This is a genomic window from Paraburkholderia aspalathi, from assembly GCF_905220735.1.
GTDB classification, from domain to species: Bacteria; Pseudomonadota; Gammaproteobacteria; order Burkholderiales; family Burkholderiaceae; genus Paraburkholderia; species Paraburkholderia aspalathi.
On record NZ_CAJNBA010000008.1, the window covers coordinates 48,947 to 74,658 of the forward strand.

At 60.8% G+C, this 25,712-nt stretch carries 22 protein-coding genes; 8 read left to right on the forward strand and 14 right to left on the reverse strand.

Annotated features, from left to right (window positions below; genetic code table 11):
• Positions 1-64 precede the first annotated feature (64 nt).
• The 3 genes from KHO30_RS32695 (at position 65) to KHO30_RS32705 (ending at position 3,379) form a co-directional block, all read left to right on the forward strand.
• Positions 65-976 carry an ABC transporter ATP-binding protein gene (locus KHO30_RS32695; protein WP_200653198.1) on the forward strand — a complete coding sequence of 304 codons (912 nt, stop codon included), beginning with the start codon at positions 65-67 and terminating at the stop codon, positions 974-976.
• A 151-nt stretch (positions 977-1,127) separates the two neighbouring features.
• Entirely contained in the window at positions 1,128-1,805 is a 678-nt protein-coding gene (locus tag KHO30_RS32700; protein WP_211703410.1) for a heavy metal response regulator transcription factor, read from the forward strand.
• On the forward strand, positions 1,805-3,379 hold the full coding sequence (locus tag KHO30_RS32705; protein WP_211703411.1) for a heavy metal sensor histidine kinase: 1,575 nt from the start codon (positions 1,805-1,807) through the stop codon (positions 3,377-3,379). Before KHO30_RS32700 ends, KHO30_RS32705 begins: the two co-directional genes overlap by 1 nt.
• A gap of 16 nt (positions 3,380-3,395) precedes the next feature.
• Here KHO30_RS32705 and KHO30_RS32710 read toward each other — a convergent pair whose 3' ends face one another.
• From KHO30_RS32710 to KHO30_RS32730, 5 genes are all read right to left on the reverse strand, one after another.
• Positions 3,396-3,827, reverse strand: coding sequence for a hypothetical protein (locus KHO30_RS32710; RefSeq protein ID WP_200653196.1), 432 nt, complete (start codon positions 3,825-3,827; stop codon positions 3,396-3,398).
• A gap of 15 nt (positions 3,828-3,842) precedes the next feature.
• Positions 3,843-4,688: a hypothetical protein gene (locus KHO30_RS32715; protein ID WP_211703412.1), complete on the reverse strand. Its 846-nt coding sequence runs from the start codon at positions 4,686-4,688 to the stop codon at positions 3,843-3,845.
• A gap of 131 nt (positions 4,689-4,819) precedes the next feature.
• Positions 4,820-6,313: an efflux transporter outer membrane subunit gene (locus tag KHO30_RS32720; RefSeq protein ID WP_211703413.1), complete on the reverse strand. Its 1,494-nt coding sequence runs from the start codon at positions 6,311-6,313 to the stop codon at positions 4,820-4,822.
• Positions 6,314-6,340: 27 nt separating this feature from the next.
• Positions 6,341-7,678, reverse strand: coding sequence for an efflux RND transporter periplasmic adaptor subunit (locus KHO30_RS32725; RefSeq protein WP_211703414.1), 1,338 nt, complete (start codon positions 7,676-7,678; stop codon positions 6,341-6,343).
• Positions 7,679-7,697: 19 nt separating this feature from the next.
• Entirely contained in the window at positions 7,698-10,943 is a 3,246-nt protein-coding gene (locus KHO30_RS32730) for an efflux RND transporter permease subunit (RefSeq protein WP_200620332.1), read from the reverse strand.
• A 284-nt stretch (positions 10,944-11,227) separates the two neighbouring features.
• Between KHO30_RS32730 and KHO30_RS32735 the strand changes: the two genes are divergently transcribed.
• Positions 11,228-11,500, forward strand: coding sequence for a DUF4148 domain-containing protein (locus tag KHO30_RS32735; RefSeq protein ID WP_093645887.1), 273 nt, complete (start codon positions 11,228-11,230; stop codon positions 11,498-11,500).
• A gap of 326 nt (positions 11,501-11,826) precedes the next feature.
• On the opposite strand, the gene KHO30_RS32740 is transcribed toward KHO30_RS32735, so the two are convergent.
• From KHO30_RS32740 to KHO30_RS32775, 8 genes are all read right to left on the reverse strand, one after another.
• Positions 11,827-12,588 carry a hypothetical protein gene (locus KHO30_RS32740; protein WP_200620333.1) on the reverse strand — a complete coding sequence of 254 codons (762 nt, stop codon included), beginning with the start codon at positions 12,586-12,588 and terminating at the stop codon, positions 11,827-11,829.
• Between the two features lie 68 nt (positions 12,589-12,656).
• Entirely contained in the window at positions 12,657-15,158 is a 2,502-nt protein-coding gene (locus tag KHO30_RS32745) for a TonB-dependent siderophore receptor (RefSeq protein WP_211703415.1), read from the reverse strand.
• A 116-nt stretch (positions 15,159-15,274) separates the two neighbouring features.
• Entirely contained in the window at positions 15,275-16,279 is a 1,005-nt protein-coding gene (locus tag KHO30_RS32750; protein WP_211703416.1) for a FecR domain-containing protein, read from the reverse strand.
• 11 nt (positions 16,280-16,290) lie between these two features.
• Positions 16,291-16,803 carry a sigma-70 family RNA polymerase sigma factor gene (locus tag KHO30_RS32755; RefSeq protein ID WP_200620336.1) on the reverse strand — a complete coding sequence of 171 codons (513 nt, stop codon included), beginning with the start codon at positions 16,801-16,803 and terminating at the stop codon, positions 16,291-16,293.
• 106 nt (positions 16,804-16,909) lie between these two features.
• Positions 16,910-17,080, reverse strand: a complete 171-nt coding sequence (locus KHO30_RS32760; protein ID WP_167378525.1) for a hypothetical protein — start codon at positions 17,078-17,080, stop codon at positions 16,910-16,912.
• A gap of 217 nt (positions 17,081-17,297) precedes the next feature.
• Positions 17,298-18,515: a chromate efflux transporter gene (gene chrA, locus KHO30_RS32765; protein ID WP_211703417.1), complete on the reverse strand. Its 1,218-nt coding sequence runs from the start codon at positions 18,513-18,515 to the stop codon at positions 17,298-17,300.
• 19 nt (positions 18,516-18,534) lie between these two features.
• Complete coding sequence (locus KHO30_RS32770; RefSeq protein ID WP_200567597.1) at positions 18,535-18,993, reverse strand: YjjA family protein; 459 nt, start codon at positions 18,991-18,993, stop codon at positions 18,535-18,537.
• 286 nt (positions 18,994-19,279) lie between these two features.
• Positions 19,280-19,558 carry a hypothetical protein gene (locus KHO30_RS32775; protein ID WP_236074789.1) on the reverse strand — a complete coding sequence of 93 codons (279 nt, stop codon included), beginning with the start codon at positions 19,556-19,558 and terminating at the stop codon, positions 19,280-19,282.
• 787 nt (positions 19,559-20,345) lie between these two features.
• On the opposite strand from KHO30_RS32775, the gene KHO30_RS32780 reads away from it, so the two are divergent.
• From KHO30_RS32780 to KHO30_RS32790, 3 genes are all read left to right on the forward strand, one after another.
• Entirely contained in the window at positions 20,346-22,544 is a 2,199-nt protein-coding gene (locus tag KHO30_RS32780; protein ID WP_211703469.1) for a LamG-like jellyroll fold domain-containing protein, read from the forward strand.
• Between the two features lie 208 nt (positions 22,545-22,752).
• Positions 22,753-23,046 (forward strand): hypothetical protein, encoded by a 294-nt coding sequence (locus KHO30_RS32785; protein WP_211703418.1) that lies wholly within the window; start codon positions 22,753-22,755, stop codon positions 23,044-23,046.
• Between the two features lie 325 nt (positions 23,047-23,371).
• On the forward strand, positions 23,372-24,025 hold the full coding sequence (locus tag KHO30_RS32790) for an ureidoglycolate lyase (RefSeq protein ID WP_211703419.1): 654 nt from the start codon (positions 23,372-23,374) through the stop codon (positions 24,023-24,025).
• Between the two features lie 84 nt (positions 24,026-24,109).
• Here the strand turns inward: KHO30_RS32790 and KHO30_RS32795 are convergent, their stop codons facing one another.
• Positions 24,110-24,958, reverse strand: a complete 849-nt coding sequence (locus KHO30_RS32795; RefSeq protein ID WP_211703420.1) for a LysR substrate-binding domain-containing protein — start codon at positions 24,956-24,958, stop codon at positions 24,110-24,112.
• Between the two features lie 103 nt (positions 24,959-25,061).
• On the opposite strand from KHO30_RS32795, the gene KHO30_RS32800 reads away from it, so the two are divergent.
• Positions 25,062-25,709: a LysE family translocator gene (locus tag KHO30_RS32800; protein WP_093644565.1), complete on the forward strand. Its 648-nt coding sequence runs from the start codon at positions 25,062-25,064 to the stop codon at positions 25,707-25,709.
• The last annotated feature ends 3 nt before the right edge of the window (positions 25,710-25,712 follow it).

The following is a 25,712-nucleotide window of genomic DNA, read 5'->3' on the forward strand; positions in this document are numbered from 1 at the left end:
CACGGCCCGATGTCAAACATCGCAGCGCACAGCACCTCATTGCACCGCATTCAAGGATTCAATCATGTTAAATCCGCAGCCGATTCCGTCATACCTTATCCAGTCCGACGCGGTGCGTGAGCGTTTCGACCGTCTGAAGTCGCGCGAGGTGATTCTCGAAGTTCGCGATCTCGACAAGCGCTTCGAGAGCGCGCAGGGCGAGTGCACCGCATTGAACGGCATCAACTTCAAAACGCACCGACGCGAGTTCGTCTGCGTGATCGGACCGTCGGGCTGCGGCAAGTCGACTTTGATTCGCATTCTTGCGGGCCTCGAACGGCAGACGAGCGGCAGCGTGCTGCTCGACGGCAAGCCCGTGGAGGGGCCCGGCGCCGATCGTGGCATGGTGTTTCAGGGCTACACGCTGTTTCCGTGGCTGACGGTCAAGAAGAACGTCATGTTCGGTTTGAAGATGAACGGCCACAGCACCATGCACGCGGAGCGCGACGCGCTGCAATGGCTCGATCTGGTCGGTTTGACGAAGTTCGCCAACGCGTATCCGCATCAATTGTCTGGCGGGATGAAGCAGCGCGTGGCGATTGCACGTGCGCTCGCGAACCGGCCGCGGATTCTGTTGATGGATGAACCGTTCGGCGCGCTCGACGCACAAACCCGCGCGAAGATGCAGACGCACTTGCTCGATATCTGGCGCAACATCGACGTAACTGTGCTGTTCATTACGCACGATCTGGACGAAGCGATTTTTCTCGCCGACCGTATCCTGGTGCTGAAGGCCAATCCCGGCGAGGTGCAGGAATTGATCGAGGTGCCAGTGCCGCGTCCGCGCGATTATTCGCAGGCCACATCGCCAGAATTTCTTGCCACCAAGGCGCGGCTCGAAGCACTGATTCATCCGCCCACGGCCATTGACGAGGAAGACGACGTCGTCAAGCCGCATATGGTCCGGATGACGGATGTGACGGATAACGTCGAGTAGGAACGAAGCGCGCTTGAGCCGGGAGGGGCTATTCGCCGTTCTGCGGGCAGGTATGGCCGTCCACCGTCCACCGCCAACATTACCAAATCGTAATCATCAGACGCTCCGCTTGCCGGTATGATTTAAGGGTCAAGCACAGCGGAGCACTCTCATGCGAATCCTGGTGATCGAGGATGAGCTTAAAACAGCGGCTTATCTGAAGAAAGGCCTGGAAGAATCCGGCTACGCGGTCGATGCCGCGAACGACGGCCCACAAGGGCTGCTCCTCGCGCAGGAAGAAGAATACGACGTGATCGTGCTCGATGTGATGCTGCCCGGCATGGACGGCTGGACCATCGTCAAGACCTTGCGTAGCACGCGTACCACGCCGGTGCTGTTTCTCACCGCTCGTGACGACGTCGACGACCGCGTGCGCGGCCTCGAACTCGGCGCGGATGACTACCTCGTCAAGCCCTTCGCCTTCGTCGAATTGCTGGCTCGGGTGCGCACGTTGGCGCGCCGTGGTCCGCCGCGCGAAAGCGAACTGATCAAGGTGGGCGATCTGGAAATGGACGTCAATCGCCGGCGCGTGAAACGCGGCGGCGTGCGTATCGATCTCACGCCGCGCGAGTTTTCGCTGCTGCAACTGCTCGCGCGCCGCCAAGGCGAAGTGCTGAGTCGCACGCAGATTGCGTCGTATGTGTGGGATATGAATTTCGACAGCGACACCAATGTCGTCGAGGTCGCGATCCGCCGGTTGCGCACGAAGATCGACGATAACTTTCCGGTCAAGCTGATTCATACGGTGCGCGGCGTCGGCTATGTGCTCGAAGTGAAGGACGCCGCGTGATGCGCGGCCGCTCGCTGGCCGCGACGCTCGCGCTGGCCTTCGGGGTCACCACGCTCGCGGTTTTCGTGCTGGTCGGGAGTTTTCTGTACCTTGCGCTGGACAAGCAGATCAAGGCGCAGGATGACCTCGACATCGTGCTTGCCGCGCGCCATGCAAGGCGGCTCGTCGAAGAGCTCGATGCATCGAACGGCATTCGCGAACATGGCGACCGGTTGACCAGCATCGTGCTGGGCAATGAAGCGATGTCGATGGAAGTGTTCGGTCCCGATGGGCATATGGCGATCGAGCACAATGCGGGAGAGACGTTTGCGACGCAGGGTGGCGCGGCGAACGGGGCTACCTCGGCAGCGTCAAATGCGCCTGATGATTCCGTTGCGCTCAATTCGGCAAGCGAAACGGGCACGGCGAATGATCTCCATGATCCCGGCGAGACCGCTGAAGCGGGCGGCGTCGAGATGATCGCGGCGCTGCCACCGCTAACGCGCATTGCCGCTACTGCGCGCATCACCGACGTGGATATCGGCAACTGGACCGGCCGCAACGGCGCACCGATCCGCGGCATCCTCGCGGACGCGCGGCTGCACAACGGCGACACGGCGACTGTGCTGATCGCGCGCAATATGAGCGACCGCTGGCGGCTGCTCGACCGCTATCGCGACAAACTCAACCTGGCCGGCGCAGCCGGCGTGATTCTGGCGATGCTGTTGAGCTATCTGTTGATTCGCGCCGCCTTGCGGCCCTTGCGCGATATCGCGGCGAGTGCGGGTCTCGTCACGGTCAATCGCCTGAATACGCGGATCACGGTGGCGCGCGTGCCGAGCGAACTCGAAGCGCTGGTAAACGCGCTCAATGCGATGCTCGAACGCGTCGAGCACGGCTTTCAGCGTCTTTCGCGTTTCACCGCCGACCTCGCGCACGATATGCGCACGCCGATTAGCAACATGCGCGGCGCCGCCGAAGTCGCACTTGCCCGGCCACGCTCCACCGATGAATATGAGGCGCTGCTCGCATCGAGTCTCGAAGAGTGCGACCGGCTCTCGCGAATGATCGAAAACGTGCTGTTTCTTGCGCGTGCTGAGCATCCGCAGTTCGTCAAACATATGCGCGCGTTCGAGGCGGGGCAGGAACTGACGCGGATCGCGGAATACTTCGAGGGCATCGCCGACGATGCGCATGTCAGGGTGCAGGTCACCGGTGCGGCGACGCTGACGGCGGATCTCGAACTGTTTCGTCGCGCCGTCAGCAATCTGCTGGCTAACGCGATCCGCTATACGCCGAGCGGCGGCGAGATCGGGCTCGATGTTCGCGCATCGGCCGACGCCGTGCGCGTCACGGTGTCGAATCAGGGACAACCGATTGCTGCCGAGCACCTCGATCGGATCTTCGACCGTTTCTATCGCGTCGACCCTTCGCGCAGTTCCTTGCCTTCGTCTGGCATGTCTCAAGGGTCCACGGGTTCGACGGGGCTCGGGCTTGCCATCGTCCGCACGATCATGGAGTTGCATGGCGGCACGGTACATGCGGAGAGCGATGCGCAGAGTACGCGGTTTGTGCTTACGTTCCGGCGGGTTTAGGGGGGCGAAGTGCGAGCTATGACTTGATCTCCACTGCACCACAAAGCACGGCCATTTCAGCACCGCATGACGGCTCCAGAACAAAGAGCGCTTGTTGACCGGCCTGCAATTGCTGAAAGCATTGCTCAACCTTTTCGTTGGTAATCGCTGCGGGCCTGGAATCAACGCGGCCGCCGAGCCACTCCAGCCAATTGCGCACTTCACCAAGCGAGAAGTTGTACCGCGGCGAAATCAGTAACCGTGACACGACATTCTGAGCGGCGAAATCAACCGTGCGCAAGGTGACGACGCCGAGAAACCTTAGCGATTCGCGCTCGCCTCCAACACGCCTGAAGCAGAGTTCCAGTTCATGTTCGTCGGGACGGTGTTCGATACAGACGAGTTCTGAGTCGTGGAAGCCTGGAAACTGCTCAACGCGCCTGATATCAGTGTAGGTAGTTTGATTCATAGTCGTTCCTTGAAATCAGGGCATGGGCATTGCCAGGCCGGGCCCGCGTTTGAGGTTCCCCGAAAATGGGTCAATGGTCCAATGATGGGCATGAGGGAGCCCTTGGCCGTGGTCATGATCGTAGTCGATATCGACGACCGGTCTTCCATTGCTGCCAAAGAGGCGCATTTGCCCGCTACCGGGGTTAGTGTACCAGGTGCCCGGTTCACCTTCGTTTGGAGTTTTTGCCAGTTGGAAAGCATCGCCATCCACCGTATCTTTTGTGTATTCGAACGGCTGGGCGTCGCTAAGCAGCGACGGTGTATCGGCGCTGAAATCCCCTGTAGGAATGCCATCGCTGCTGAAGTCATCCATCGCGTTCAGCATGGCGTTGCCGGTGATTGCCTTGCGCGCCGCTTCGATTTCGTTCACGCGGTCCACCATCGCGTTGTACTGGTCGATGTAGTCCCATGCTGCATTCGCGGACAAACCCATCCCTTCCATCACCAACTGGTGGAAGCTCTTTTTGACAACGGGGGGCGGCGCACCGACACCGGCACTACCGACGCTGACCGGGCGTTCGGCAATCACAACCACGCTGCCCCCACGTACCATGTCGTGAAGCACCTGTACAACTTCCAGATCGGAGCCTTTTGCCACTAGCCGGTCATGCCAATGGAAGTTGGCACCGAGAAATTGACGCACGCGTGCGACTAAGCCGACATCGTTCGCCCATATGTCAGGGTATGCCGCAAGCGTGTACTTTCGGCCCGCATCGGCGGCCTCTTGACGTCTCGCCTGCGGCTCGAACCGCAAGTAACGCTCATCTCCTCGATACAACATGTACCGTTGCCTCGAGTCTGTCTTCAATTCCATTGCCATACCAATGTCTCCGCTGGTTGAGCGGAGAACATCGTAAAGATGGGTAACCACGCAAACGTAAAGGTATGTGAACGAGCGCGCCAGTAAGTGTTGCTCGACGCATTACAGGCATTCGGCGGCAGAGAGCCTCATCAGGCCGGAGTTCGCTCGCTACCGCCTACGGTCGCCAAATCATGCGTCGCCGCAGCATCCCCCTCGTTATGCCACGTTCCACCCAGCGCCTTCAACAACAACACACTCGATTCCAACTGCCGTGCCGCAATCTGATCCGCGGTGCGCTCGTTCGTCAGCGCGATCGTCTGCGCGGTCACCACGTCGAGATAACTGACCGCGCCCGCGTTGAAGCGGTTTGTCGTCAGCCGTAGCGACAGATCGGCGGCCGTGGTCGCGCGCTGTTGGCTGGCGGCTTCGTCGGCGAGCGAATGCAAGGCGGACAGATTGTCCTCGACCTGCTGGAAGGCCACCAGCACCGTTTGCCGGTAGTCGGCGACCGTGCCGTCGTATTGCGCCGTCGCGCCATGCAGAGTGGCCGTGCGCCGGCCGCCGTCGAACAGCGTGCCGGCGAGTTGCGATCCGAGCGACCAGAACAGACTCGGTGCGCTCAGCCATGGCGCGAAGAAGGTGCTTTCCAACCCAGCGCTTGCCGACAGCACCAGATCGGGGAAGAAGGCCGCGTGCGCCTCGCCGATCTGTGCATTCGCTGACGCCACGCGCCGTTCGGCGGCGGCAATGTCGGGACGCCGTTCGAGCAATTGCGACGGCACGCCGACAGGAATTGCCGGCGGCGTCGCAGCCGATCCGTTCGGCGGCAGCGTGAAGGTGGAGGCCGGCTCGCCGATCAGCGTGGCAATCGCATGCTGCATCTGCGCGCGCGTCACGTCGATGTCCGTGTCCTGCGTGCGTGTCGCTTCGAGTTGGGTAGTGGCCTGAGCGACCGCCGAGGCATCGATCGCGCCGTCTTTCAGTTGCTGCTGCAGCAGCTTCAAGGCGGCGGCATAGGCGGTCACGCTGTCGTCGAGCAGCTTCTTTTGCGTGTCGAGTGAGCGCAGCGAAAAATAGTCGACGGCGAGGTCGGCGCTCATTGACAGGCGCACGGCTTCGAGATCCGCTTCGCTCGCCTCAGCATCGGCCTTCGCGCCGGTCACGCTGTCGCGCACGCGGCCGAACAGATCCGGCTCCCAACTCGCCGATACGCCGGCCGAATAGTCGGGAATGGTCTTGCCCGCCAGCGCACGGTCAACGAGATTCTGCGAGGTTCTCGAACGATTCTGCGCGGCACCGGCGGTGATGGTCGGGAAGAAACCGGCACGCTGATAGTCCACCATCGAGCGAGCTTGCTGCACCTGCGCAACCGCCTTGCGCACGGTCTGATTCGAGACGTCGACGCGCGCTTCGAGTTGGTTCAGGACCGGATCGTTGAAGATGGTCCACCACGGGCCACGCGGTGCCGCGTCGGCGGGTGCGGCCTGGGCCCAGCCAGGTGCCGCGCCAGCGTATTGCGCGGGGATCTCGGCGGTGGGGCGCTGGTACGGCGGCAAAGTCGAACAGGCGCTCAGCAGTGCGCCGATCAGCGTGGCCACAATCGAACGCCGCAACAACGGGCGCGGAAGAGATATCGGAGACATTCGGCTCATCCTTTCGATGACTGGCGCTCAGCTATGCGTGGCCGGCGCGATCTGCACGAGCTGGCCTGTGCTCAGCGAATCGCCGGGGTTATCGATCACGCGGTCGGTCGCCGCGAGGCCCGTGGTGATTTCCACATGCGTGCCGAAATCGCGGCCGATGTGCACCGTCTTGAGCGCCGCACGGCCATTGCCGTCGACCACGGCGACCGTCACGCCGTCGGGGCGGAAGAGCAGGGCGCTCACAGGCAGATCGAGCGCCGGTGTGGTCGACCGCAACTGCAGATGCACCTGCACGTACGCACCTGGCATCAACGCACCATTCTTGTTATCGACGTCGACCTCGACGCGCAGCGTGCGGCTCGACGGATCGATCGAACCGGTTGTGCGCGCCACTTTTGCGGCGATGCGCCTCCCGGGATATTGCTGGGCGGTCAGATATACGCCGGTGTCGGGCGTGACGTAGGGCGCGTCGTTCTGCGGCACGTTGACGAACACGCGCAGCACGCCGGTCTGCTGGATATGAAACAGCTCGCCCGACATGCCCGCTGTACCGGGCGTCCCGCCGGCCGTCACGAGTGCACCGACATCGACGTTGCGCGCGGTGATCGTGCCGTCGAACGGAGCCGTGATCTTCTCGTACGACACCAGCTCGGCAAGATGCGCGACATTGGCCTGAGCCGACGCCAGCATCGCGCGGCGCGCTTCCATGTCGCTGACCTTCGTATCGGCGTCCTGCTGCGCGACCGATTGCGTTTTCAGCATCTCCTGCCAGCGTTGTGCGGTGGTCTTCGCGAAGTCGAAGTTGGCCTGCGCGGTGGCTTCGTCGGCACGCGCCTGGCGCAGTTGTGCGTCGAGATCGGGCGCGTCGATCGTGGCGAGCGTTTGACCGCTTTTCACCTGGGCGCCGATGTCGGTGTTCCAGTGTGCGAGGTAGCCGCTCGTGCGCGCATAGATCGACGCTTCGGCGAACGGTGTTACCGCGCCGGGCAGCAGCAGCTCGTTGACGGCCGGCGCCGGGCGTGGCGTGACCACCGACACGCTGAGCACGCTTTGCGCTTGCGTCTGTTGTGTCAGCGCGGCGCTTGCGTGCAGACGCGGCACGATACCCACGATCAGTAACGCTGCGGCGAGGCCTGCCAATGCGAACGGCCACACGCGGCGGCGCGAATTGGGGCTTGGGGTCATGTCAGCGGAGCGTGCGGTGCCGGCGGCGTTGGGATGCGAGTATTCGTTGCCGCTCGTGGCCTGAGCGGACGGAGCCGCTTGAGTGGTCTCAGTGGCATGCACGGTATCTGCGGCTCGATCAGCCTCAACAGCCGGTTCAGACCGGTCGCCGAGGTCCGGCGGAAGTGATGGATTGTTCATGAGCTAGTTCTCGTCGGAGTCAAAGTGTGCGGGCGGGAACGCGGGATTCTTCTGCGGCGGTGCGAGCTGCGCGGCGTTTGTCTAGCCACGCATGCACCATCCCGTAGACGACCGGAACAAACAGCAAGGTGGACACCGTGCCAAGCGCAAGGCCGCCGATCACCGCGCGGCCGAGCGGCGCGTTCTGTTCGCCGCCGTCGCCGAGTCCGAGCGCCATCGGCAGCATGCCGATCAGCATGGCGAGCGCGGTCATCAGCACCGGACGGAAGCGGCTGAAGCCTGCCTCGAGGGCGGCCTGCAACGGTGGTTTGCCGCCGTGGTGGAATTCACGCGCGGTGTTGATCACGAGAATGCTGTTGGCCGTGGCAATGCCGATACACAGAATGGTGCCGGTCAGCGCCGGCACACTCAGGCTCGTGCCGGTGCTGAACAACATCCACGCAATCCCCGCGAGCGAGCCCGGCAAACCGCTGATGGTGATGAACGGATCGATCCACGACTGAAAATTGACGACCATCAGCAGATAGACGAGGGCAATCGCGAACACGAGACCGCTTGCGAGGCCGCTGAACGAATCGTGCATCGCCTGCACCTGGCCGCGCACCACGATCGACGCGCCCGGCGGCAATTGCGGCCGGATTTGATCGACGAGCCGATTCACGTCGGTCGCCACGCCGCCGAGGTCGCGCCCTTGGGCAGACGCGAAAATATCGAGCACCGGCTGCACGTTGTAGTGCGAGACGACGGCTTGCTGGGTGACGCGTGTCAGCGTGCTCATCGCGCCGAGCAGGTTCTGCGGAGCGGGGCCGTTGCCGGTTGCCGCAGCGGACGCCGTCGCCACGCCCGCACTTGCGCCACCGTTCTGCGCGACCGGAATATTTGCCAGCGCCTGCAGCGAGTTGATGTCGTACTGCGGCATCATCGCCATCAGCGGATAGCTGACACCGTTGTGCGGATCGAGCCAGAAATTCGGCGTGGTCTGCGAACTGCCTGAGAGCGCGATCAGCAGGTTCTGCGACACGTCGCGTTGCAACAGGCCGGCCTGAATCGCTCGCGTACGGTCGACATTCACATTGATCGCGGGTTCGTCGCCCGGTTGCTGGATGCGTGCATCGACGAGACCGCGCACACCGCGCAGTTGAGCGAGCAAGCGGTTCGCCACGACGCGATTGGCGTCGAGCTTGTTGCCGACGATCTGGATATCGATCGGCGCAGGCAAGCCGAAGTTGAGAATCTGACTGACGATATCGGCGGGCAGGAAGGCAAACGCGACGCCGGGGAAATCTTTGGATAGCGTGGTGCGCAGCGTCGCCACATAGGCGGCGGTGGGCTTGTGTCCGGCTGCGAGCGTGATCATCACGTCGGCGTCTTCCGGGCCGATCGGGTCGGATGAATCGTAGGTCAGGTTGATACCGCTCACCGGCACGCCGATGTTGTCGAGCATGGCCGCGAGTTCCTGCTTCGGAATCACGCTGCGCACACGGGCTTCGACTTCATCGGTGATGCGCGCCGTGTCTTCGATACGCGTGCCGGTCGGTGCGCGCAGATGCAGGCGGATCTCGCCGGTATCGACCGCGGGGAAGAAATCGCGGCCGGCAAATGGCACCAGCACGAGCGAACCGATACACAGCAGCAGGAAGACCGCAATGAAACGGCGCGGGCTCGCGATTGCCGAACCGAGCACGCCGCGATAGCGTTCGCGCAACCTTTCGAAGCGATGTTCGAAGGCGACCTGGAAGCGGACCAGGCGCGCAATCGGGCCGTTGCCCGTGGCCGGCGCGTTACTGCGCGCACGCATCAGGTACATCGCGAGGGTCGGCACCAGCGTGCGCGAGAAGAAATACGACGCGATCATCGCGAACACCACCGCTTCGGCGAGCGGCACGAAGAGATAGCGGGCAACGCCGGAGAGCAGAAACATCGGCACGAACACGATACAGATCGACAGTGTCGAGACGAAAGTCGGCACGGCAATTTCGCCGGAGCCGTTCAGAATCGCGTCGTGCAACGGCTCGCCGTTTTCCAGATGGTGCGTGATGTTTTCGATCGCGACGGTGGCGTCGTCGACGAGAATACCCACCGCGAGCGCGAGACCACCGAGCGTCATGATGTTGATGGTCTGGCCGAGCGCGGACAGTGCGATCAGTGAGGTCAGCACCGCGAGCGGAATCGACACCGCGATGATCAATGTGGCGCGCCAGCTGCCGAGAAATAGCAGGATCATCAAAGCTGTCAACGCCGCGGCGATCACGGCCTCACGCGCCACACCCATTACCGCCGACTTCACGAAAACCGATTGATCGGACAGCGCGGTGATATGCAGCGCACTCGGCAAACCCGCCGCGATATGCGGCAGCATCGCCTTGACCTGCTGGATGATGGTCAACGTGGACGTGCTGCCGGATTTTTCGACGGTGAGCAATGCGGCGCGTTTGCCGTTGCTGCGCACGATATTGGTTTGCGGCGCATAGCCGTCGCGCACATGGGCGACGTCGCGCACGTACACCACGCCGCCGGCTACCGTTTTGATGGGCAGGTCGTTCAGCGCGGCCACCGTGTCGGTGCTGCCGTTCATCTGCACGTTGTATTCCTTCGTGCCGATCTTGGCGGTGCCGCCCGGCAGAATCAGGTTCTGTGCGTTGACGGCGTTGACCACATCGAGCGGGGCAAGCCCTTTAGCCTGCAGCGCGCGCGGATCGATATCGACCATGATCTGCCGTACCTTGCCACCGAACGGCAGCGGCACCGCGGCGCCTTGCACCGTCGCGAGTTGCGTGCGGATCTGGCTGTTGCCGAGGTCGTAGAGCTGCTGTTCGGACAGCGTGTCGCTGGAGAGTCCGAGCTGCAGGATCGGCACCGTCGACGCGTTGTACGTGATGATGTTCGGTGGCAGCGTGCCAGGCGGCAGCACGCGCAGGATCGACGCGGAATTGGAGGCCGCTTCGGCGATCGCGCGATTGATGTCCGCGCCGGGGTGGAAAAAGATCTTCACCACCGAGACGCCGTTCAGCGATTGCGACTCGATATGCTCGATATCGTCGACGTCGGAGGTCAGCGCGCGCTCGTAGTTCGAGGTGATGCGGTTGGCCATATCCTGGGCGGAAAAGCCGTTAAACGTCCAGACGATGCTGACCACCGGGATGTCGATGTTCGGAAAGATATCGGTCGGCGTGCGCAGTATCGCAAGAGGGCCGACGATAAAGATCAACACCGCGAGGACCACGAATGTATATGGGCGGCGCAGCGCGAGCTTGACGATCCACATGACGGTTTCCTGAAAAGAGGCAGAGGGAGGCGCGCGGGGGTTGATGCGCCTGGTGGCGCGGGGCGCGGGCTTCTTCGTTGGTCAGGAGTGTGGCGTTTGCGCACTTACCGGGTGTGGTCCGGTTGATTACCGTTCTGTTATCTGGTTTTTTTTGATTTGTGCTTAGGCCAGGTGTGTAGATAACAAAACAGTAATCTTCGGGTCAGTGCTCCGACAGGTGAAATGACAAGAATGGGAAGCGTGGTTCAAGCCACTCATTTCTTGCACTTCATCGGAGAGACATCATGAAATTGCTTACCGCTATTGCTGTTGCTGCTCTTAGCCTGCCGTTTGGGGCTACTGCGTTTGCTCAATCAAATCCGTCAGGGTTGACCCGTGCTGAGGTCATTGCTCAGTTGAAGCAGGCTCAGGCTGAAGGGGTCGTGCCTACGTCTAATAATGACTATCCGCCTACGGCCAGGGAGATTGCTCGGAATCGGCAGATTTATGCTATTCAGCATGGGGGGGATGGCGCTGTGAAGACTGCTGCGGATCAGGCTGCGGCGGCTTCTAATTGATGCTGCATCCGGACTCACGCGGTGTTGGCCTTTCCTTGATTTGCTTTTCGTCTATTAGCGTTGCCCCTGTGCGGGGCGGCACCTACTTCTCTTTGCCGGCTGCAAAGAGAAGTAGGCAAGAGAAAGCAGCTCAAACCGCTAATGCTAACTGGGCACCGTGGTCTGCTACGGGTAGTGGTGCATCTGGAATCTGTGTTCGTGCCCATGCACGTGCTTGTGACAAGGGCGTCATACTTCCGGCGGCGCTGCGCGCGCCGAAGAGCAGTTCATAAAACCGATCACTTTGTTTTCGCGCTCGGTTTTATCCTCCGCTGTGATCGTGTTCTTCAACTTAAGCCCAGCGCCCAATCCACTGCTGCGTCGAACAGGCTGTTTCCCGCCGGCGACAAGTTGGCGAAGGTGTCGTTGTTCAGGAAAAACATCACGCGGCGTGCGGGGGCCAGCGATTCGTAGTCCATCGTCGCACCTTTCTCGTACGCGAAGATTGCCGCCTTTTCCGGTTGGCCATACAGCGTTGCAATCGTCGTCGCGCCCAAGCCCGGTTTGCCCCAGCTCATCGCGGCCTGTTTGACATATACGTTCGCTACGCCTGCCGGTAAACCGGCTGCGATCGGGTGCGGTGCATTGACCAGCCACAGGTAACGTTCCTTCTCCGCTTCGCCGAAATCGACGTCGTGACGCTTGCCCGTCATCGCGAAGTCGTCGAGTAAATCGTTCTCCCATGTCAACAACGGTTTGGCCAGGTAGCGCCAGCCACCTACTACCTGTTTCGATGAGACCGTCGATGAAATAACAACGAGATCCGCATCGCCAACTGCCTCCGGCGGTTGCGCCTGGTCCAGCATGCGCACGCTATAACCTCGCGCTTCAAGGTGTGCCGCGATCCTCTGGTCGACAGTCAGGCTCGGCCCGTTGAGCTGCACAACCATCACGATTTTCTTGCCCGTGCGTGGTCCGCTCGTTGCCGCGCGCGCAGCAGGTGTCGTGACCGCCAGCAGGGCGCCAAGGCCCGCTGCTGCGGTGAGAAATGTCCGGCGCTTACGTATGGGCGCTGAGCTCTGTTCAGCGCGGCGATTCTGAAGTTTCATGACGATTCCAGTCTCGTGTTGATCAAGTGAATGGGTGTATTGAGTGCGAGGTGCGATCGCGGTACGGCCTAGAACTCGAGCGTCGACAGCAAAGAGACCTGACGTGCGTCGCCAACCGACACGAAATACTTGTTCACGCTCGACGGGTAATAAGTCTTGTTGAACAGATTTTTCACGTTGAGCTGGAACGACAGATGCCGATTGCCAAGTTTCGTCTCGTACGTGGCGAAGGCGTCGGCGACGGTGTAGGCCGGTAGCGTAAAGCTGTTGGCCGAATCGCCCGGCCGTGGGCCGACGTAATGCGCGCCGGCGCCGACTCGCAACTGATCGCCACCGAAGATCGTGCCGAAGTCGTACACCGCCGCAAGCGATGCAGTATTCTGCGGGGCGTTCCACAAACGCTTGCCGGCGTAAAGCGGGTCCTCGGTGGTCTTCGCGTCGATGTACGCGTAGCTCGCAATCACGCTCCAGTGCTGGCCGATCTGGCCGGCTACGTCGAGCTCCACGCCGCGCGAACGCGCTTTGCCGGCCGTGCGCCAGTCGGTCTGCTTGGTCGTGTCGTTGTACTGCTGCACCAGCACGTTCTTCTTGTCAATATTGAACAACGCCAGCGTGCCGCTCAGGCCGTTGGGCATCGCCACCTTGGCGCCGAGCTCCCACGAGGTGGCTTCCTCAGGCAGCACCGATGAATCGATTACCACGCCCGAAGACAGCGGCGCGATCGTCGAAGTCGGTTTGAGCGACTGCGTGTAGCTCCCGTATAGCGACACCGTGTCGGTCCATTTGTAAACCACGCCCGCGCGCGGCAGCCATTTGGTGCCGTTAATGTCGGTATTGACGACAAATGGCCGGCCCTTTCCCGCGATCTGGTTGTAGCTCAGAAAGCGCGCGCCGCCGATCAGGATCCACTTGTCGGTGAGGTGCAAACTGTCCTGCAAGAAGAGCGAGCGGTCGTGCAGCGTGTCCGTCTGATCGCTGTCGCTGGCCGACACCGTGGTCGACGGACTCTCCAGACCATAGACCGGACGGAAATAGTTGAACGGATATTTCGTGGCCTGGCGCAGCAAGTCCTTGCGATAGATGCGGCGGTATTCGTCGTCGATACCGACCTGCAAATCGTTGCGCAAGCCGGCAATGTCGAAATGGCCGTCCACATAGGCGATCGCGTAGCTGTCCGTGCTGAGCGCGCCATGCGTCGCATCGTTGCTGCGCGACACGGCACCCGTCGTGCTGTTGATGCCTTGCACGCGTAACTGGCCCGCGTCGTAGGTCTCGCGGTTGTAGCTGTAGCCGAAGTGCGCCTTCCAGTTGGCGTTGATCTGATGGTCGACGCTGATCTGCGCGAGGTTCGATTCGCCGTCCATTTCGTTGAACGGTTCGTCGAGACGTTCGCGGCTCGAGATCGCGAGCGGCTTGTTGGTCTTCGGGTCGAGCGCCGTGCCGCGGTCGAACGGATAGAGAAACTTTCGATATTCGTACGACACCACCACCTGCGTATCGCGTCCATACCATGCGAGCGACGGCGCCACGAGCGTCTCGCGATGTTCGCCGAAGTTGCGCCAGTATTGTTCGTCGGTCTGATCGACGACCAGCCGGTAGGCGAGGCCGGAGTCGCCGATCGGCCCGGTCGTATCGAACGTCGCGCCGGCTCCATTGCGACCGTGTCCGTAGGTCGAGCCGAGCACGGAGATCGCGTGATACGGTTTGAGCAAAGGTTGCTTGCTCACCACGTTGACAACGCCGCCCGGATCCATGATTCCGTACAGCAGCGAAGTCGGACCTTTGAGCACTTCGACACTGTCAGCGGCTGCGTTCAGCGCGCGCCCCTGCACAAGCGGCATGCCATTGTGCATGATCGAACCGTCGCGATTGCCGCCAAAACCGCGCTTGAGCAAGGTGTCCTGCGTGCCGGCCAGCGTATTGCCTTGCACGATGCCGCTCACGTTCGCGAGCGCGTCGTCCAGATTGCGCGGACGTTGGTCGTGCAATACCTGAGCCGGCACGATGTTGACGGCTTGGGCCGTGTCGAGTACCGGTGTATCCGAACGCGTCACCACTGCGTCGGCAGGTGGCCGGTAGCTGCCGGCTTTCACCGTCGACGAACTGACGGTCACGGCGGGGAGGGTGGTGCCGTTCCCGTTGCCAATGTCCGCTGAAGGCTCAGTACGCTGCTCGAGCGTATAGCTGCCATTGGACTGTTGCACCGCGCCGAGCCCCGTGCCGCGCAGGATTCGACCGAAGCCTTGCTGTATGTCGTAATCGCCGCGCAGACCTTCGCTCATGCGGCCGTCCGTCAGCGCCGCGGGAAACGACAGCAGCAGTCCGCTCTCACGTCCGAAGCGATTGAGCGCCGCTTCGAGCGGGCCAGCCGGAATGTCGTAGCTCTTGCGCGGCGACGCTGCCGAAGCGGATGGCGCATCGGCGGCCAGCGCGACATTGAACGGCAGACCCGCCGAGATCAGCGCAGCCGTTGCAATATGCCGCGCGAAGTGTGCCGGCTGCCGCGCGCACAAAGCGCCGCGGCTGCTACGGCTGCCATTGCCGGCGCCGGTCTTTCGATGCTGTCCCATGTTCAAAGCTCGCAGGAAGGTAGACGATGTGTTGCTCTCATCTCCCTTGTCACGCGAGATTCGAAAACAGCTCACAACAAACGAAAAAATTTCAGCGCCGGTAGCGCAAGCCGGTTTTAAGAGCGAGCCGCGCGCACGGTACCCCAGTAGCGTGTGATGAACACGACCTCAACCGGCAAGGTTCTCGTCAGGGTGTCGAGCACGAGGTCGGGGTCGGCGAGCGGGAAGGTGCCCGAAAGCCGCAAACCGGCCACGGAGGGATCGCAGCTCAGATGCCCCGCGCGGTAGCGGTCGAGCTCGTTCACGAAGTCGCCGAGCCGCATGCCGCTCGCCACGATCAGGCCATCCGTCCATGCTGCGTCGTTCTCGCTGATCGGCTCGACCGCGCTGATGTCATCACGTGTAAAGCGGGCGCGTTGGCCTGCATGGACGACCGGCGCGAGACCGGGAGCATCGAATGGATTGATCCGCACGGCGCCTGCGAACACATCGACACGGCAGAGCGCGCTCTGTTGTCTGACGGCGAAGCGCGTGCCCAAAGGCTGCAAACTGCCTTGCGCCGTCTCGACGATGAACGGCCGGCGCTCACTCTCGTTGTGACCGGTCGCGATCATGATTTCACCTTTGATCAGGCGCACGCGGCGCTCGGCATTGCTGAAACGGATATCGATGGCGCTGTCGGTATTCAGTGTCAGGCGGGTGCCGTCAGCAAGCGTCATGGTGCGGCGTTCGCCGAGTGCAGTGCGCGCGTCCGCGCTCCATGCGCGCCACGGCACGTGTTCACCGGCAATCCATGTCGCGCCGCCGGTGAACAGCAGGCTTGCGAGGACTTTGACACTCGCACGGCGCTTCGCCGAGCCAGGACGCGTCAGCGCAGCGCGTGCGGCCGCCGCGCCACCTGCGTCTGCGTTGCCCGTGCCTGTTTCAGCGAGGCCCCGGAAGCGGCTGCTGACGCTGCAGATGTGTTGCCATGCACGCTCATGATCGGGATGCTCCGCGCGCCAGCGCGTTAGCGCGAGTTGCTGCGCGCGCGACTTGTCGCCGGATTGCAGTTCCATCCACCACTCCACGGCGCGCAGGGCGATGTGCTGTGGAATATCGGGTCGCGCGCTCGCGTTCATCCGTCGATCCGTCAGGCCGCGCTGAGCGCAAAGAAACACTGCGCGCCGGCGCGCACCAGATGGCGTTTCACGGTCGAGACGGACAGTTTCAGTTGCGCGGCGATTTCGGCATGGCTCAAGCCGTCGAGCTGGGCGAGGAGGAACGCACGCTTGACGGCGAGCGGCAGTCGCTCCAGCAGACTGTCGATTTCACACAGCGCTTCGAGAAGCAACGCACGCTCTTCAGGGGAGGGCGCAAAACTTTCGGGGACGAGCGCCAATGCTTCCAGATAAGCGCGCTCGATCTGCTCGCGACGCCAGTAGTTGGCTATCACGCGTTGCGCGACGGTCGTCAGGAACGCACGCGGTTCTTCCAGGGCGAGCGGTTCATCGCGGGCGAGCAGACGCACGAACGTGTCGTGCGCAAGGTCGGCCGCGCGATGCGCGCAGCCGAGCTTCTTACGCAGCCACGCGTGGAGCCAGCCGTGATGATTGCTGTAGAGCGCCTGCATCTCGTGATGCAGGGCCGATTCGATTGCCGCCATGGCCTACCGGACGCGCCGGATCGATGGATGCGGCGCCCTTGTAAATGAGAACGATTCGCATCATAGCATGACAAAATGTAAGGGTGGAATGAGAACGTGCCTGGCGCTATGACCGGTCGCGGTTACGGGTTCGCGTGGCGCCGGTGATCACCGCGAGGCCGAGCATGACGACCGCGACGATCGCGATCGTATGTTGTGCAACATGCAGCGCCATCAGTCCCCACGCCACGCCGCCTATCAGAATGATCCAACCTACGAGATAAATGAGCAGGGTCATCGTTGTTCTCCTTTTCGTTCGACGGACGGGACCAGCTTGCCTGCTATGGAAAACGTTACCGGTCGCCCCGATTGGGCCGTTGAAGTCGCTTGCCCGAACCGGCCTGCAGCAGGGCGAATCCGGCACATGCGATCAACGGGTCTATCGAGCAGCAGATTTCGCGCCTGACGTCGAATGCCCGCGCCGATTCACGCGGGGACCGATCGTGGAAGGGAATTCAGACGACCCACCACGCGAGCAGCGCCGTGAGCAGCACCACGGCCCATGAAGGCAGGCGCCACCAGCCGAGCAAAGCGAGCGCCACGATGACGAGGGCGAAATCGCGCCCGCTGTGCACCGCGCTGGTCCAGACGGGATCGTAGAGCGCGGCGAGCAGAATGCCGACCACGGCAGCGTTGATGCCGGCCATCGCCCGGCGCATCGACGCGAATGCCCGCAGTTCGCCCCATAGCGGCAACGCGGCGCCGACCAGCAGAAAGGAAGGCAGAAAAATTGCAATGGTGGCGATCAGCGCACCGGCTATACCCGCCGGGTTACCGGTGCTGGCGGCGCCTAGAAACGCCGCGAAAGTAAATAGCGGACCCGGTATCGCCTGGGCTGCGCCGTAGCCGGCCATGAAAGAATTGGTCGAGAGCCAACCGCGCGGCACGACGACCGCTTCCAGCAAAGGCAGCACGACATGGCCGCCGCCGAACACCAGTGAGCCGACCCGGTAGAACGCCGCGAACAGGTCGAGTGGATACGCATGCAGCAAGGCGGCCGCAGCAGGCAAGCCGAACAGCAACAGCCCGAAGACGGCGAGGCAAAGAAGGGCGCCAGCCTTCGTGCCGGGCATGCCGAGCGGCGCGCGCGGCACCTCGGTCGATGATTTCAGAAGCAGGGCGCCGGCGATACCCGCCACGACGATCGATGCGATCTGGCCATAAGTTGCGCCGAGCACGATCACCGCGATGGCCGACGCAGCCGCGATCGTGACGCGGGCGCGGTCGGGGCAGAGCGTGCGTCCCATCGACCAGACTGCCTGCGCAACGACGGCGACCGCAGCGAGTTTGAGGCCGCGCAGCAGATGAAGCCCGTTTGCCTCTGCCAGATGGGTGAAACCGTAGGCAAACGCGACCATCAACAGCACCGACGGCAGCGTGAAGCCGAGCCAGGCCGCCAACGCGCCCGCGATGCCGCCACGAAAGCGGCCGATCGCGATACCGACCTGACTGCTGCCGGGGCCCGGCAGAAACTGGCACAGCGCGACCAGATCGCTAAACGTGTGTTCGTCGAGCCAACGGCGGCGTTTAACGAACTCGTCGCGGAAGTAGCCGAGATGGGCGGCAGGGCCACCGAACGAGGTCAGGCCGAGCCGCAGGAAAATGCAGAAGATGCTCCATGGCGAACTATGTGCGGGCAGCTCGAGGGGCGTATCGGATTCCGTGTTCTGCATCAACATGTTCCACACCCGCTCACAGCAAGGATTTCCCCTGGGCGAGAATCTTGTCGCAGACCTGTTTCGTGACCTGTTCTTTCAGGCCGCCACCGCTCAGGTCCAGTTGCTTGCCGTCGCCGCTGCTCAAGATGCCCTTGGCACCATTGGTATAGCCGCTGTCCGTCGAGGCCGAACTGGAGCCGCCCGGCAGTTTGCTCATCAGCGAGTCCTTGACCGAAGACGCGCTGCCGCCGCTGAGATAGTTGTTCTTGATGCAGAACTCGAGCACACCCGCGACGTTGCTGGTGCTGCCTGAAGTTAATGACTGGCCTGACAAGGCACTGCCCATGCCGCCGAGGCTCCCGAGGCCGCCGGACGATCCACCACCCGAGCCCTGATTGAGCAGGTTACCGAGCTGCGCCTGAGCGGCCGGGACAGGTAGCAATGCTGCGATCAGCATTCCCGTAGCTGCGATGCGATAGGTGCGTGATTTCATACTCGAACTCCTTCTGCTGGCTGGAAGTCCTCTCTACTATAGTGCCTTTCAGACGCACGGCAGACGGGGTTGTCACGTTAAATGTTGTCATGCGTGGTGGATTACCTGCGACAGTCTCTAGAGACTGTCATCTTGATCGTATAGACCGTACGCCGTATATCTGAGCGCTGTTAGAGGGAAGGGGCTTATCGAACACGTTGCAAGGCGGAGTGAGTTTCCGCGATATTTGGCGTGCGACTGCGTTGGCATTCACCGCTGCACAGGTCAGGTTAGTCGCTGAGCCATCCTAAGCGACCGTATGAGACAGACTCAGAATGACAGTCAATGCGCCCGATTTGTCATAGTCGAAGAGTCGTGACTTCACTTTCAGCACGCCATCGAATCCCAGGTCGTCGACCTTCATTGTTACGTTGTCGCCAACAAGAGGAAGTTGATGTGCTGCCCGTGTACCGGTAGTACGGTATGTGCCAAAGCCACCCGTGTACTCGTACACATAAGTCACTTTCTCATCCATGTGCGCCCCGCCCGTGTGAATCATGTGGTCAATCTGATAGAAGTCTTGCACAACTGCGTCCGATTTCGCCTGGCCTCATTTGGACTGAACAGGATGTGAAAAAAGGGGGAGGTGAATCGTTGGTCGACGTTTGATGGGCGTTGCGTGCGCAGTGAGCGGAACGGCGTTGCTTCATGCGGAAGCTATTGACACTCCTCAGCCCGCTGCCGACGGTCAGACCTGACAACAGTCGCGGCATGCATTGCCATATATATGGCAATGCGCACACTATATGAGATTTCTATTCTTTGCCGTAAGCAAATCCTGATTTATATATAGGGATTTCCTTATTTTTTATTGAATATTTTTTGAACGCGTATCTCTCACAATAAATTACCTTAATCTATAGAAGCAATCTGCATTTCTCCCTTCAGACTGAATTAAATCGGCCGTATACCTTGATGATGCAGGGATCATCAGTAGACTTGGCGTCATGGTCTATACCAATTTCTTTCCGCATTTTTAGTCATCATTGATCGAAATTAATCAGACTGCGACGGCGTGTGTTTCACGAGGCAAGTGGAATCTTCAATACCCCTCATTGAACTGCATCATGAAAAAAGGCCGCAATGATGTTATCCGCATCTGAACGCGGACGGCACATATCGCGGCCGCAAAAGCAAACGTTTGCCAACAACTGACGGCACCCAGAATGGCTCCATAAAAAACCATCGGGACCGTCTCATTCGGAGAGAAGAAGAGCATGACGAGGTCGAAATCGAGCAAGGTCGATACACAACGAGCACACGTAAATTCAGACGCTCCTGAAGCACGGTTTGGACATGCCAACACCGTGGCGATGCAGGAGCAAATCACCGAGGGCATTTCGCGTCGCACATTTCTGTACAGCCTGGGCGCGTTGGCTCTGTCCGCCTGCGGCGGCGACGGTGGAGGAACATCGTCGGCTCAGGGGTCCCAGTCATCGCTGTCGGCGGCCGCATCACGCGCTGCGGTGCCGAGCAGTTCGTCGTCCGGCGCGTTTGTGCATCCAGGTCTGCTGCATACCCAGGCCGACTTCGATCGGATGAGCCAGAAGGTCGCGGCGCAAGCGTCTCCGTGGATCGATAGCTGGAACATCCTGATCTCGAACAGTCATGCAAGCCTGTCGTGGACAGCGCGCCCACAGGCAGTCGTCTATCGGGGTAGCGACGGAGTGCATTCGCAGAACTACTCCTTGCTGTTCAATGACGTCGCGGCGGCGTACGCATGCGCATTGCGCTGGAAAGTCTCTGGCAACACCGCTTATGCCGACAAGGCAGTGCAGATCATGAACGCCTGGTCGTCGGCGTTGACCGGGATCGGTGGCAATACCGACGCCGATCTCGCGGCCGGTATCTACGGCTATGAATTCGCCAATGCCGGTGAAATCATGCGCACCTATTCAGGTTGGGCAGCCGCGGACTTCGCGAGCTTCCAGAGCATGATGCGCAACGTCTTCTATCCGATCAACCACGATTTCATCAATCGGCACAACAACACCGAGGTGACTCACTACTGGGCCAACTGGGATCTGTGCAACGTGGCATCGATCATGGCTATTGGTGTGCTATGCGACGACCAGTCGCTATTCGATGAAGCTGTCACGTACTTCAAAAGCGGCGCGGGCAACGGCGCGATTTTGCAGGCCGTCTACTACGTCCACCCGGGCTACCTGGGTCAATGGCAAGAGTCGGGACGTGACCAGGGACACGCCACGCTCGGCATTGCGCTGGCGGGAGCGATCTGCGAAATGGCCTGGAATCAGGGTGTCGATCTCTACGGTTACGACAACAACCGCTTCCTCATGGGGGCGGAGTACGTTGCGAAAAGCAATCTGATCGAGTCGGGCACGACTTTCTACACTGTGCCTTTTGCCCGCTACACCAATGTAGACAAGGTGAACCAGACGGCGTTTTCGACTTCGGCTCAAGGGGACGCGCGGCCTTGCTGGGCACTGGTCTACAACCACTACGTCAATCGCAAGGGATTGGCCGCGCCTTACACACAGAAGTTCGCGACACTGGTCCAGCCCGAAGGTGGCGGAGGCAACTATGGACCGAACAGCGGCGGCTACGACCAACTGGGCTACGGGACGCTGACCTGCACGCTGGATGCGATCGCAAGCGGTGTAGCGCCAAGCGCGCTCGTCGCGATTGCAAGCGGAGGGGAGGTCGTTCTGTCGTGGTGGGGCACGGCGTACGCGACGAGCTATAACGTCAAGCGCAGCACCACGTCTGGCGGACCCTACACGTCCATTGCGAGTGGCGTTACCGATCTGCTCAGCTATACGGACAGCGGTCTCTCAGCCGGCACCTATTACTACGTCGTGACCGCGGTGACACCGGCCGGCGAATCGGCCGCGTCTAACGAGGCCGTTGCGGTCACGGCGGTGCAACTGCAGACCTACCTGGCATTCGACGAAAGCAGCGGCACCAGTGCTGCGGATTCTAGCGGGAACGGACATACCGGCACGCTGGTCGGCGGTGCGAGCAGGGCGGTTGGCAAGAAGGGCAATGCCGTATCACTCGACGGCAGCACGGGTTATGTCAGCCTGCCGAACGACATCGTGGCCGACGTGTCGGACTTTACGATCGCGGCGTGGGTGTACTGGAACGCAGTAAAGAACTGGGAGCGTGTATTTGATTTCGGTTCCGGCACGGGCCGCTACATGATGCTGACTCCGCGCGCCAATAACGGACTCGCGCGCTTTGCCATCACGCTTAATGGTGGCTCGGGCGAGCAGGACATTTACGGCAATGTGGCCCTGCCTACCGGGCAGTGGGCGCACGTCGCGGTGACGTTATCGGGCAACGTCGGCACGCTGTATCTGAACGGTGCGGAGATCGGCTCCAACACGACGATGTCGTTTGCACCCTTCCGTGTGGAAAGCACGAGCCAGAACTGGATTGGCCGATCGCAATTTTCAGCCGATCCGTATTTCAACGGATTGATCGACGAGTTTCGCATCTACCGTAATGCGCTAAGTGCGGAGCAGATTGCGGCGTTGATTGCGGTGTAGTGATGGGCTGGCGGATGCTGACGTGCTGTGGGCGCGTTGGCGTCCGCGCGGCTGGGCTTCAGCCCCAGCGCGGTCGTGCAAGACCGCCGCAAATCCATAAAGGTTGAACATAGGTCGATGTTGGAATTTGCAAGCTGCGCGATCTAATATGATCAATACGCATCGGCTCCAGCCAATGCCCCACGCAGCCGCACCCGGAGATCCCATCATGCTGATTGCGAAAGTCGTAATCGGAGTAGCTGCCCTCGTCGGCGTGACCACAGCCTACGCGGACGGGTTCGTCGTCACGAGATCCCTTTCGAATGGACGTGAAATGCGCCTCGTCCAACACACTGATGAATGTAATGGCGGCCCCGGCGCATTCATTTACAGGAGCGGTAAGCAGATCGATCAGACCTGCAATGTCCAACTGACTGCGGCAGGAGCGACCGTGAGGCTGCCACCTTTTGAGCCACGCATGTTCTTCCCGCGCGATACGCTGTACCAGGACTCGAAACTATGAGCGCCCGCCGGTCTCTGCAATAAACCGTTGGACGGGCGTGCATTACCGGTGCAGGCGTTGATTATTCCTGCGTTCTGCCGCCAGTACGATCGCATGGTCTGGTTCCAGGCTCGCTGGGATGCCGCAGCATGCGCCACAGCCGCCAGCCCGGAGCCGGGAACCGGACATTTCTAACGAGTCAGAACCAGACATTTACATAAAGCTGCTACAACCAGATTGTTGATAATTTATCTTATGTCAAATCACGAATATTCGACGACACCGTCAAGCAAGCCTGGTCCGAGCATCCACCATCAGCACCTTCCGACTCATGTAAACTCCCCGCATGCCCCCAGAAATCGACTACCTCAACCCAGCCCTTCCTTCCGGCCTCCGCCGCGTGTCGATGCCCGTGGTCGACGCAACTCCAGAAACCCTCACCGGATTTGGCAGGCTTGTAACGGACCCAAGCGAGTGCGCGATCGAGATTGTGCAGTGGCCGGCGTTGGGGACAAGACCCATAGACCCCGGAACCGGTAATGAAGCCGGCACAACCGAAGGCACATTCGTGAGCGAATGGCGCGGGGACATTCTCTACGGTCGAAACGAGGCTGTCGGTGGTCACTACATCCTTGCGTACGCAAAAGAGCCGGAAGCAGCCCGCGACGACCACGCCAATGCGCCCGAACGCATGTTGCTCTGGCACGCGAACTACCACCCGGACGGCGGACAACTGTTCTTCCCACTCGACCATCGCCCTTTCTACGTTCCATTGGCATTGCCCGGCGACGACATCGCGCCGGAGAAGTTCGTGTGCTTTCGCTTCAATGGACAGCAGGGTCTCTACATCCATCCAAACATCTGGCATGAAGGTGTGTTCACGCTCAGAGGGACACAGCGGTTCTTCGACAAGCAAGGCGCCGTCCACGCCCGCGTCTCTGTCGACTTTGCCCGCGAGTTTGGTTGCCTTCTCGAGGCGCCGATCATCGGCGTCGCCTAACCGTTCGGTCAAGACACGATCTACAGCGGTAAAGCGCAGCCAATCGGCGTTTCTATACGACGATTCAGCCATCGAGCGACCAGTTCAAACTCTCAAATCAGCCAGAATCTGTTCAGCGAGAAAATCGCAGGGCGGTCGCCCGGACCGCGCACTGCGCGCCAAAACGACTTCGAGGTCATTCAGCGGCGGCAACCCGTTGTTCTGCGATAGCTGAACGAGGTGCGCCGGTACGCTGCATCTTGCAAGAGGCGCTATCGCGAGCCCTGCTTCGACCATGCTGATAAGGCCCAATAAACTCGGGCTTTCGTAGGACATCCGGTATTTGATATTTTCCCGCTGGAGCGCGCTGATGGCATAGGCACGCGCAGTACTGCCATGTGCGAAAACGGCAATCGAAAGCGGGCGCTCTTTCCACACTTTTCTTGCGGGCGACCCGACCCACACCATCGGCTCGAATCGAATGAATTCGCCTGCGACGCCCCTTGTTTTCGTGAAGCAAGCCAGGTCTAGCGTGTTGTCTTTAAGCAATGGAACAAGCTCACTGCTTGGCAAACCGATCACCCGAATTTCTACACGCGGATGAGCAACCGCGAACTTTGCCAGAACCTGCGGCAGCAACGATGAAGCGTAGTCGTCCGGAACACCGATGGTTACGCGCCCCTTCATCTCCGGGCGAACTACAGACGCCCATGCTTCCTCGCGCATCGCAAGCATTCGACGGCCATAGTCCAGGAGCGTCCTGCCTTCGGCTGTGATTGCTACGTTGCGGGTGCTTCGCACGAAGAGCGGTTTTCCCAGCGCTTCTTCAAGCGTCTTGATCTGCATGCTCACTGCCGACGGCGACCGACGCACGGACTCCGCACCTCGTACAAACGATCCTGTATCAGCGACCGCCACCAACATTTCAAGCACATCCAGATCAAGCTTTTTCATTTTAGTCAGAAAATCTGATGAATATGTTCAGTTTAATCCGTTTTACTGGAGTATGCATCAAGGCGATACTGCGACCGATGACCACTTGGCGGAGCCCGGGAAAATGCACGGTACGGTTTCGATTTACGGATTTCTGGCGGTCGGCGGAATGCTTGCTGTGACACCGGGGCCGAACATGATCTACGTGATGTCGCGCTCGATTGCGCAAGGACGCACGGCCGGGCTTATCTCGCTTGCGGGCGTCATGCTCGGATACCTCTTCTATATGTTTGGGGCAGCGTTCGGCATCACCGCCTTCTTCCTGAGCGTGCCTTATGCAGGCAGCGTTCTGGGCGCTGGGGGCGCTGCGTATCTGTTCTACCTGGCGTGGCAGGCTGTAAAGCCTGGTGGCCGCTCTCCGCTGGAGGTTCGCGAGTTGCCCCGCGAACACCCTCGCCGGCTTTTCGCGATGGGCGCAACAACTAGTCTGTTGAATCCCAAGCTCGCGATGATCTTTCTGTCACTGCTACCGCAATTCATCAACTACCAGAACGGCAGCGTTCTCAGGCAATCGCTCGTGCTCGGTTCGTCGTTGATTGTTGCGTTCGCGTCCGTCAACGGTTTCGTGGCGGTCTGCTCCGGCAGTATGGCGAAGTTCCTCTCCAGTCGCCCGGGACTTCTACAGGTTCAGCGCTGGACCATGGGAATTGTTCTGGTTGCCCTCGGCGCACATATGACCATCGATGCATTGAAGCTGACAGGCATCAACTGATGC

Coding starts and splice junctions, on each gene's coding strand:
- KHO30_RS32760 (WP_167378525.1), bottom strand. CDS start 17,080: ATGACCCTGCTCATTTATCTCGTAGGTTGGATCATTCTGATAGGCGGC.
- KHO30_RS32705 (WP_211703411.1), top strand. CDS start 1,805: ATGCGCGGCCGCTCGCTGGCCGCGACGCTCGCGCTGGCCTTCGGGGTC.
- KHO30_RS32790 (WP_211703419.1), top strand. CDS start 23,372: ATGCCCCCAGAAATCGACTACCTCAACCCAGCCCTTCCTTCCGGCCTC.
- KHO30_RS32750 (WP_211703416.1), bottom strand. CDS start 16,279: ATGAACGCGAGCGCGCGACCCGATATTCCACAGCACATCGCCCTGCGC.
- KHO30_RS32785 (WP_211703418.1), top strand. CDS start 22,753: ATGCTGATTGCGAAAGTCGTAATCGGAGTAGCTGCCCTCGTCGGCGTG.
- chrA (WP_211703417.1), bottom strand. CDS start 18,515: ATGCAGAACACGGAATCCGATACGCCCCTCGAGCTGCCCGCACATAGT.
- KHO30_RS32755 (WP_200620336.1), bottom strand. CDS start 16,803: ATGGCGGCAATCGAATCGGCCCTGCATCACGAGATGCAGGCGCTCTAC.
- KHO30_RS32800 (WP_093644565.1), top strand. CDS start 25,062: ATGCACGGTACGGTTTCGATTTACGGATTTCTGGCGGTCGGCGGAATG.
- KHO30_RS32695 (WP_200653198.1), top strand. CDS start 65: ATGTTAAATCCGCAGCCGATTCCGTCATACCTTATCCAGTCCGACGCG.
- KHO30_RS32730 (WP_200620332.1), bottom strand. CDS start 10,943: ATGTGGATCGTCAAGCTCGCGCTGCGCCGCCCATATACATTCGTGGTC.
- KHO30_RS32725 (WP_211703414.1), bottom strand. CDS start 7,678: ATGAACAATCCATCACTTCCGCCGGACCTCGGCGACCGGTCTGAACCG.
- KHO30_RS32780 (WP_211703469.1), top strand. CDS start 20,346: ATGCAGGAGCAAATCACCGAGGGCATTTCGCGTCGCACATTTCTGTAC.
- KHO30_RS32745 (WP_211703415.1), bottom strand. CDS start 15,158: ATGGGACAGCATCGAAAGACCGGCGCCGGCAATGGCAGCCGTAGCAGC.
- KHO30_RS32795 (WP_211703420.1), bottom strand. CDS start 24,958: ATGAAAAAGCTTGATCTGGATGTGCTTGAAATGTTGGTGGCGGTCGCT.
- KHO30_RS32770 (WP_200567597.1), bottom strand. CDS start 18,993: ATGAAATCACGCACCTATCGCATCGCAGCTACGGGAATGCTGATCGCA.
- KHO30_RS32715 (WP_211703412.1), bottom strand. CDS start 4,688: ATGGCAATGGAATTGAAGACAGACTCGAGGCAACGGTACATGTTGTAT.
- KHO30_RS32710 (WP_200653196.1), bottom strand. CDS start 3,827: ATGAATCAAACTACCTACACTGATATCAGGCGCGTTGAGCAGTTTCCA.
- KHO30_RS32735 (WP_093645887.1), top strand. CDS start 11,228: ATGAAATTGCTTACCGCTATTGCTGTTGCTGCTCTTAGCCTGCCGTTT.
- KHO30_RS32700 (WP_211703410.1), top strand. CDS start 1,128: ATGCGAATCCTGGTGATCGAGGATGAGCTTAAAACAGCGGCTTATCTG.
- KHO30_RS32720 (WP_211703413.1), bottom strand. CDS start 6,313: ATGTCTCCGATATCTCTTCCGCGCCCGTTGTTGCGGCGTTCGATTGTG.
- KHO30_RS32740 (WP_200620333.1), bottom strand. CDS start 12,588: ATGAAACTTCAGAATCGCCGCGCTGAACAGAGCTCAGCGCCCATACGT.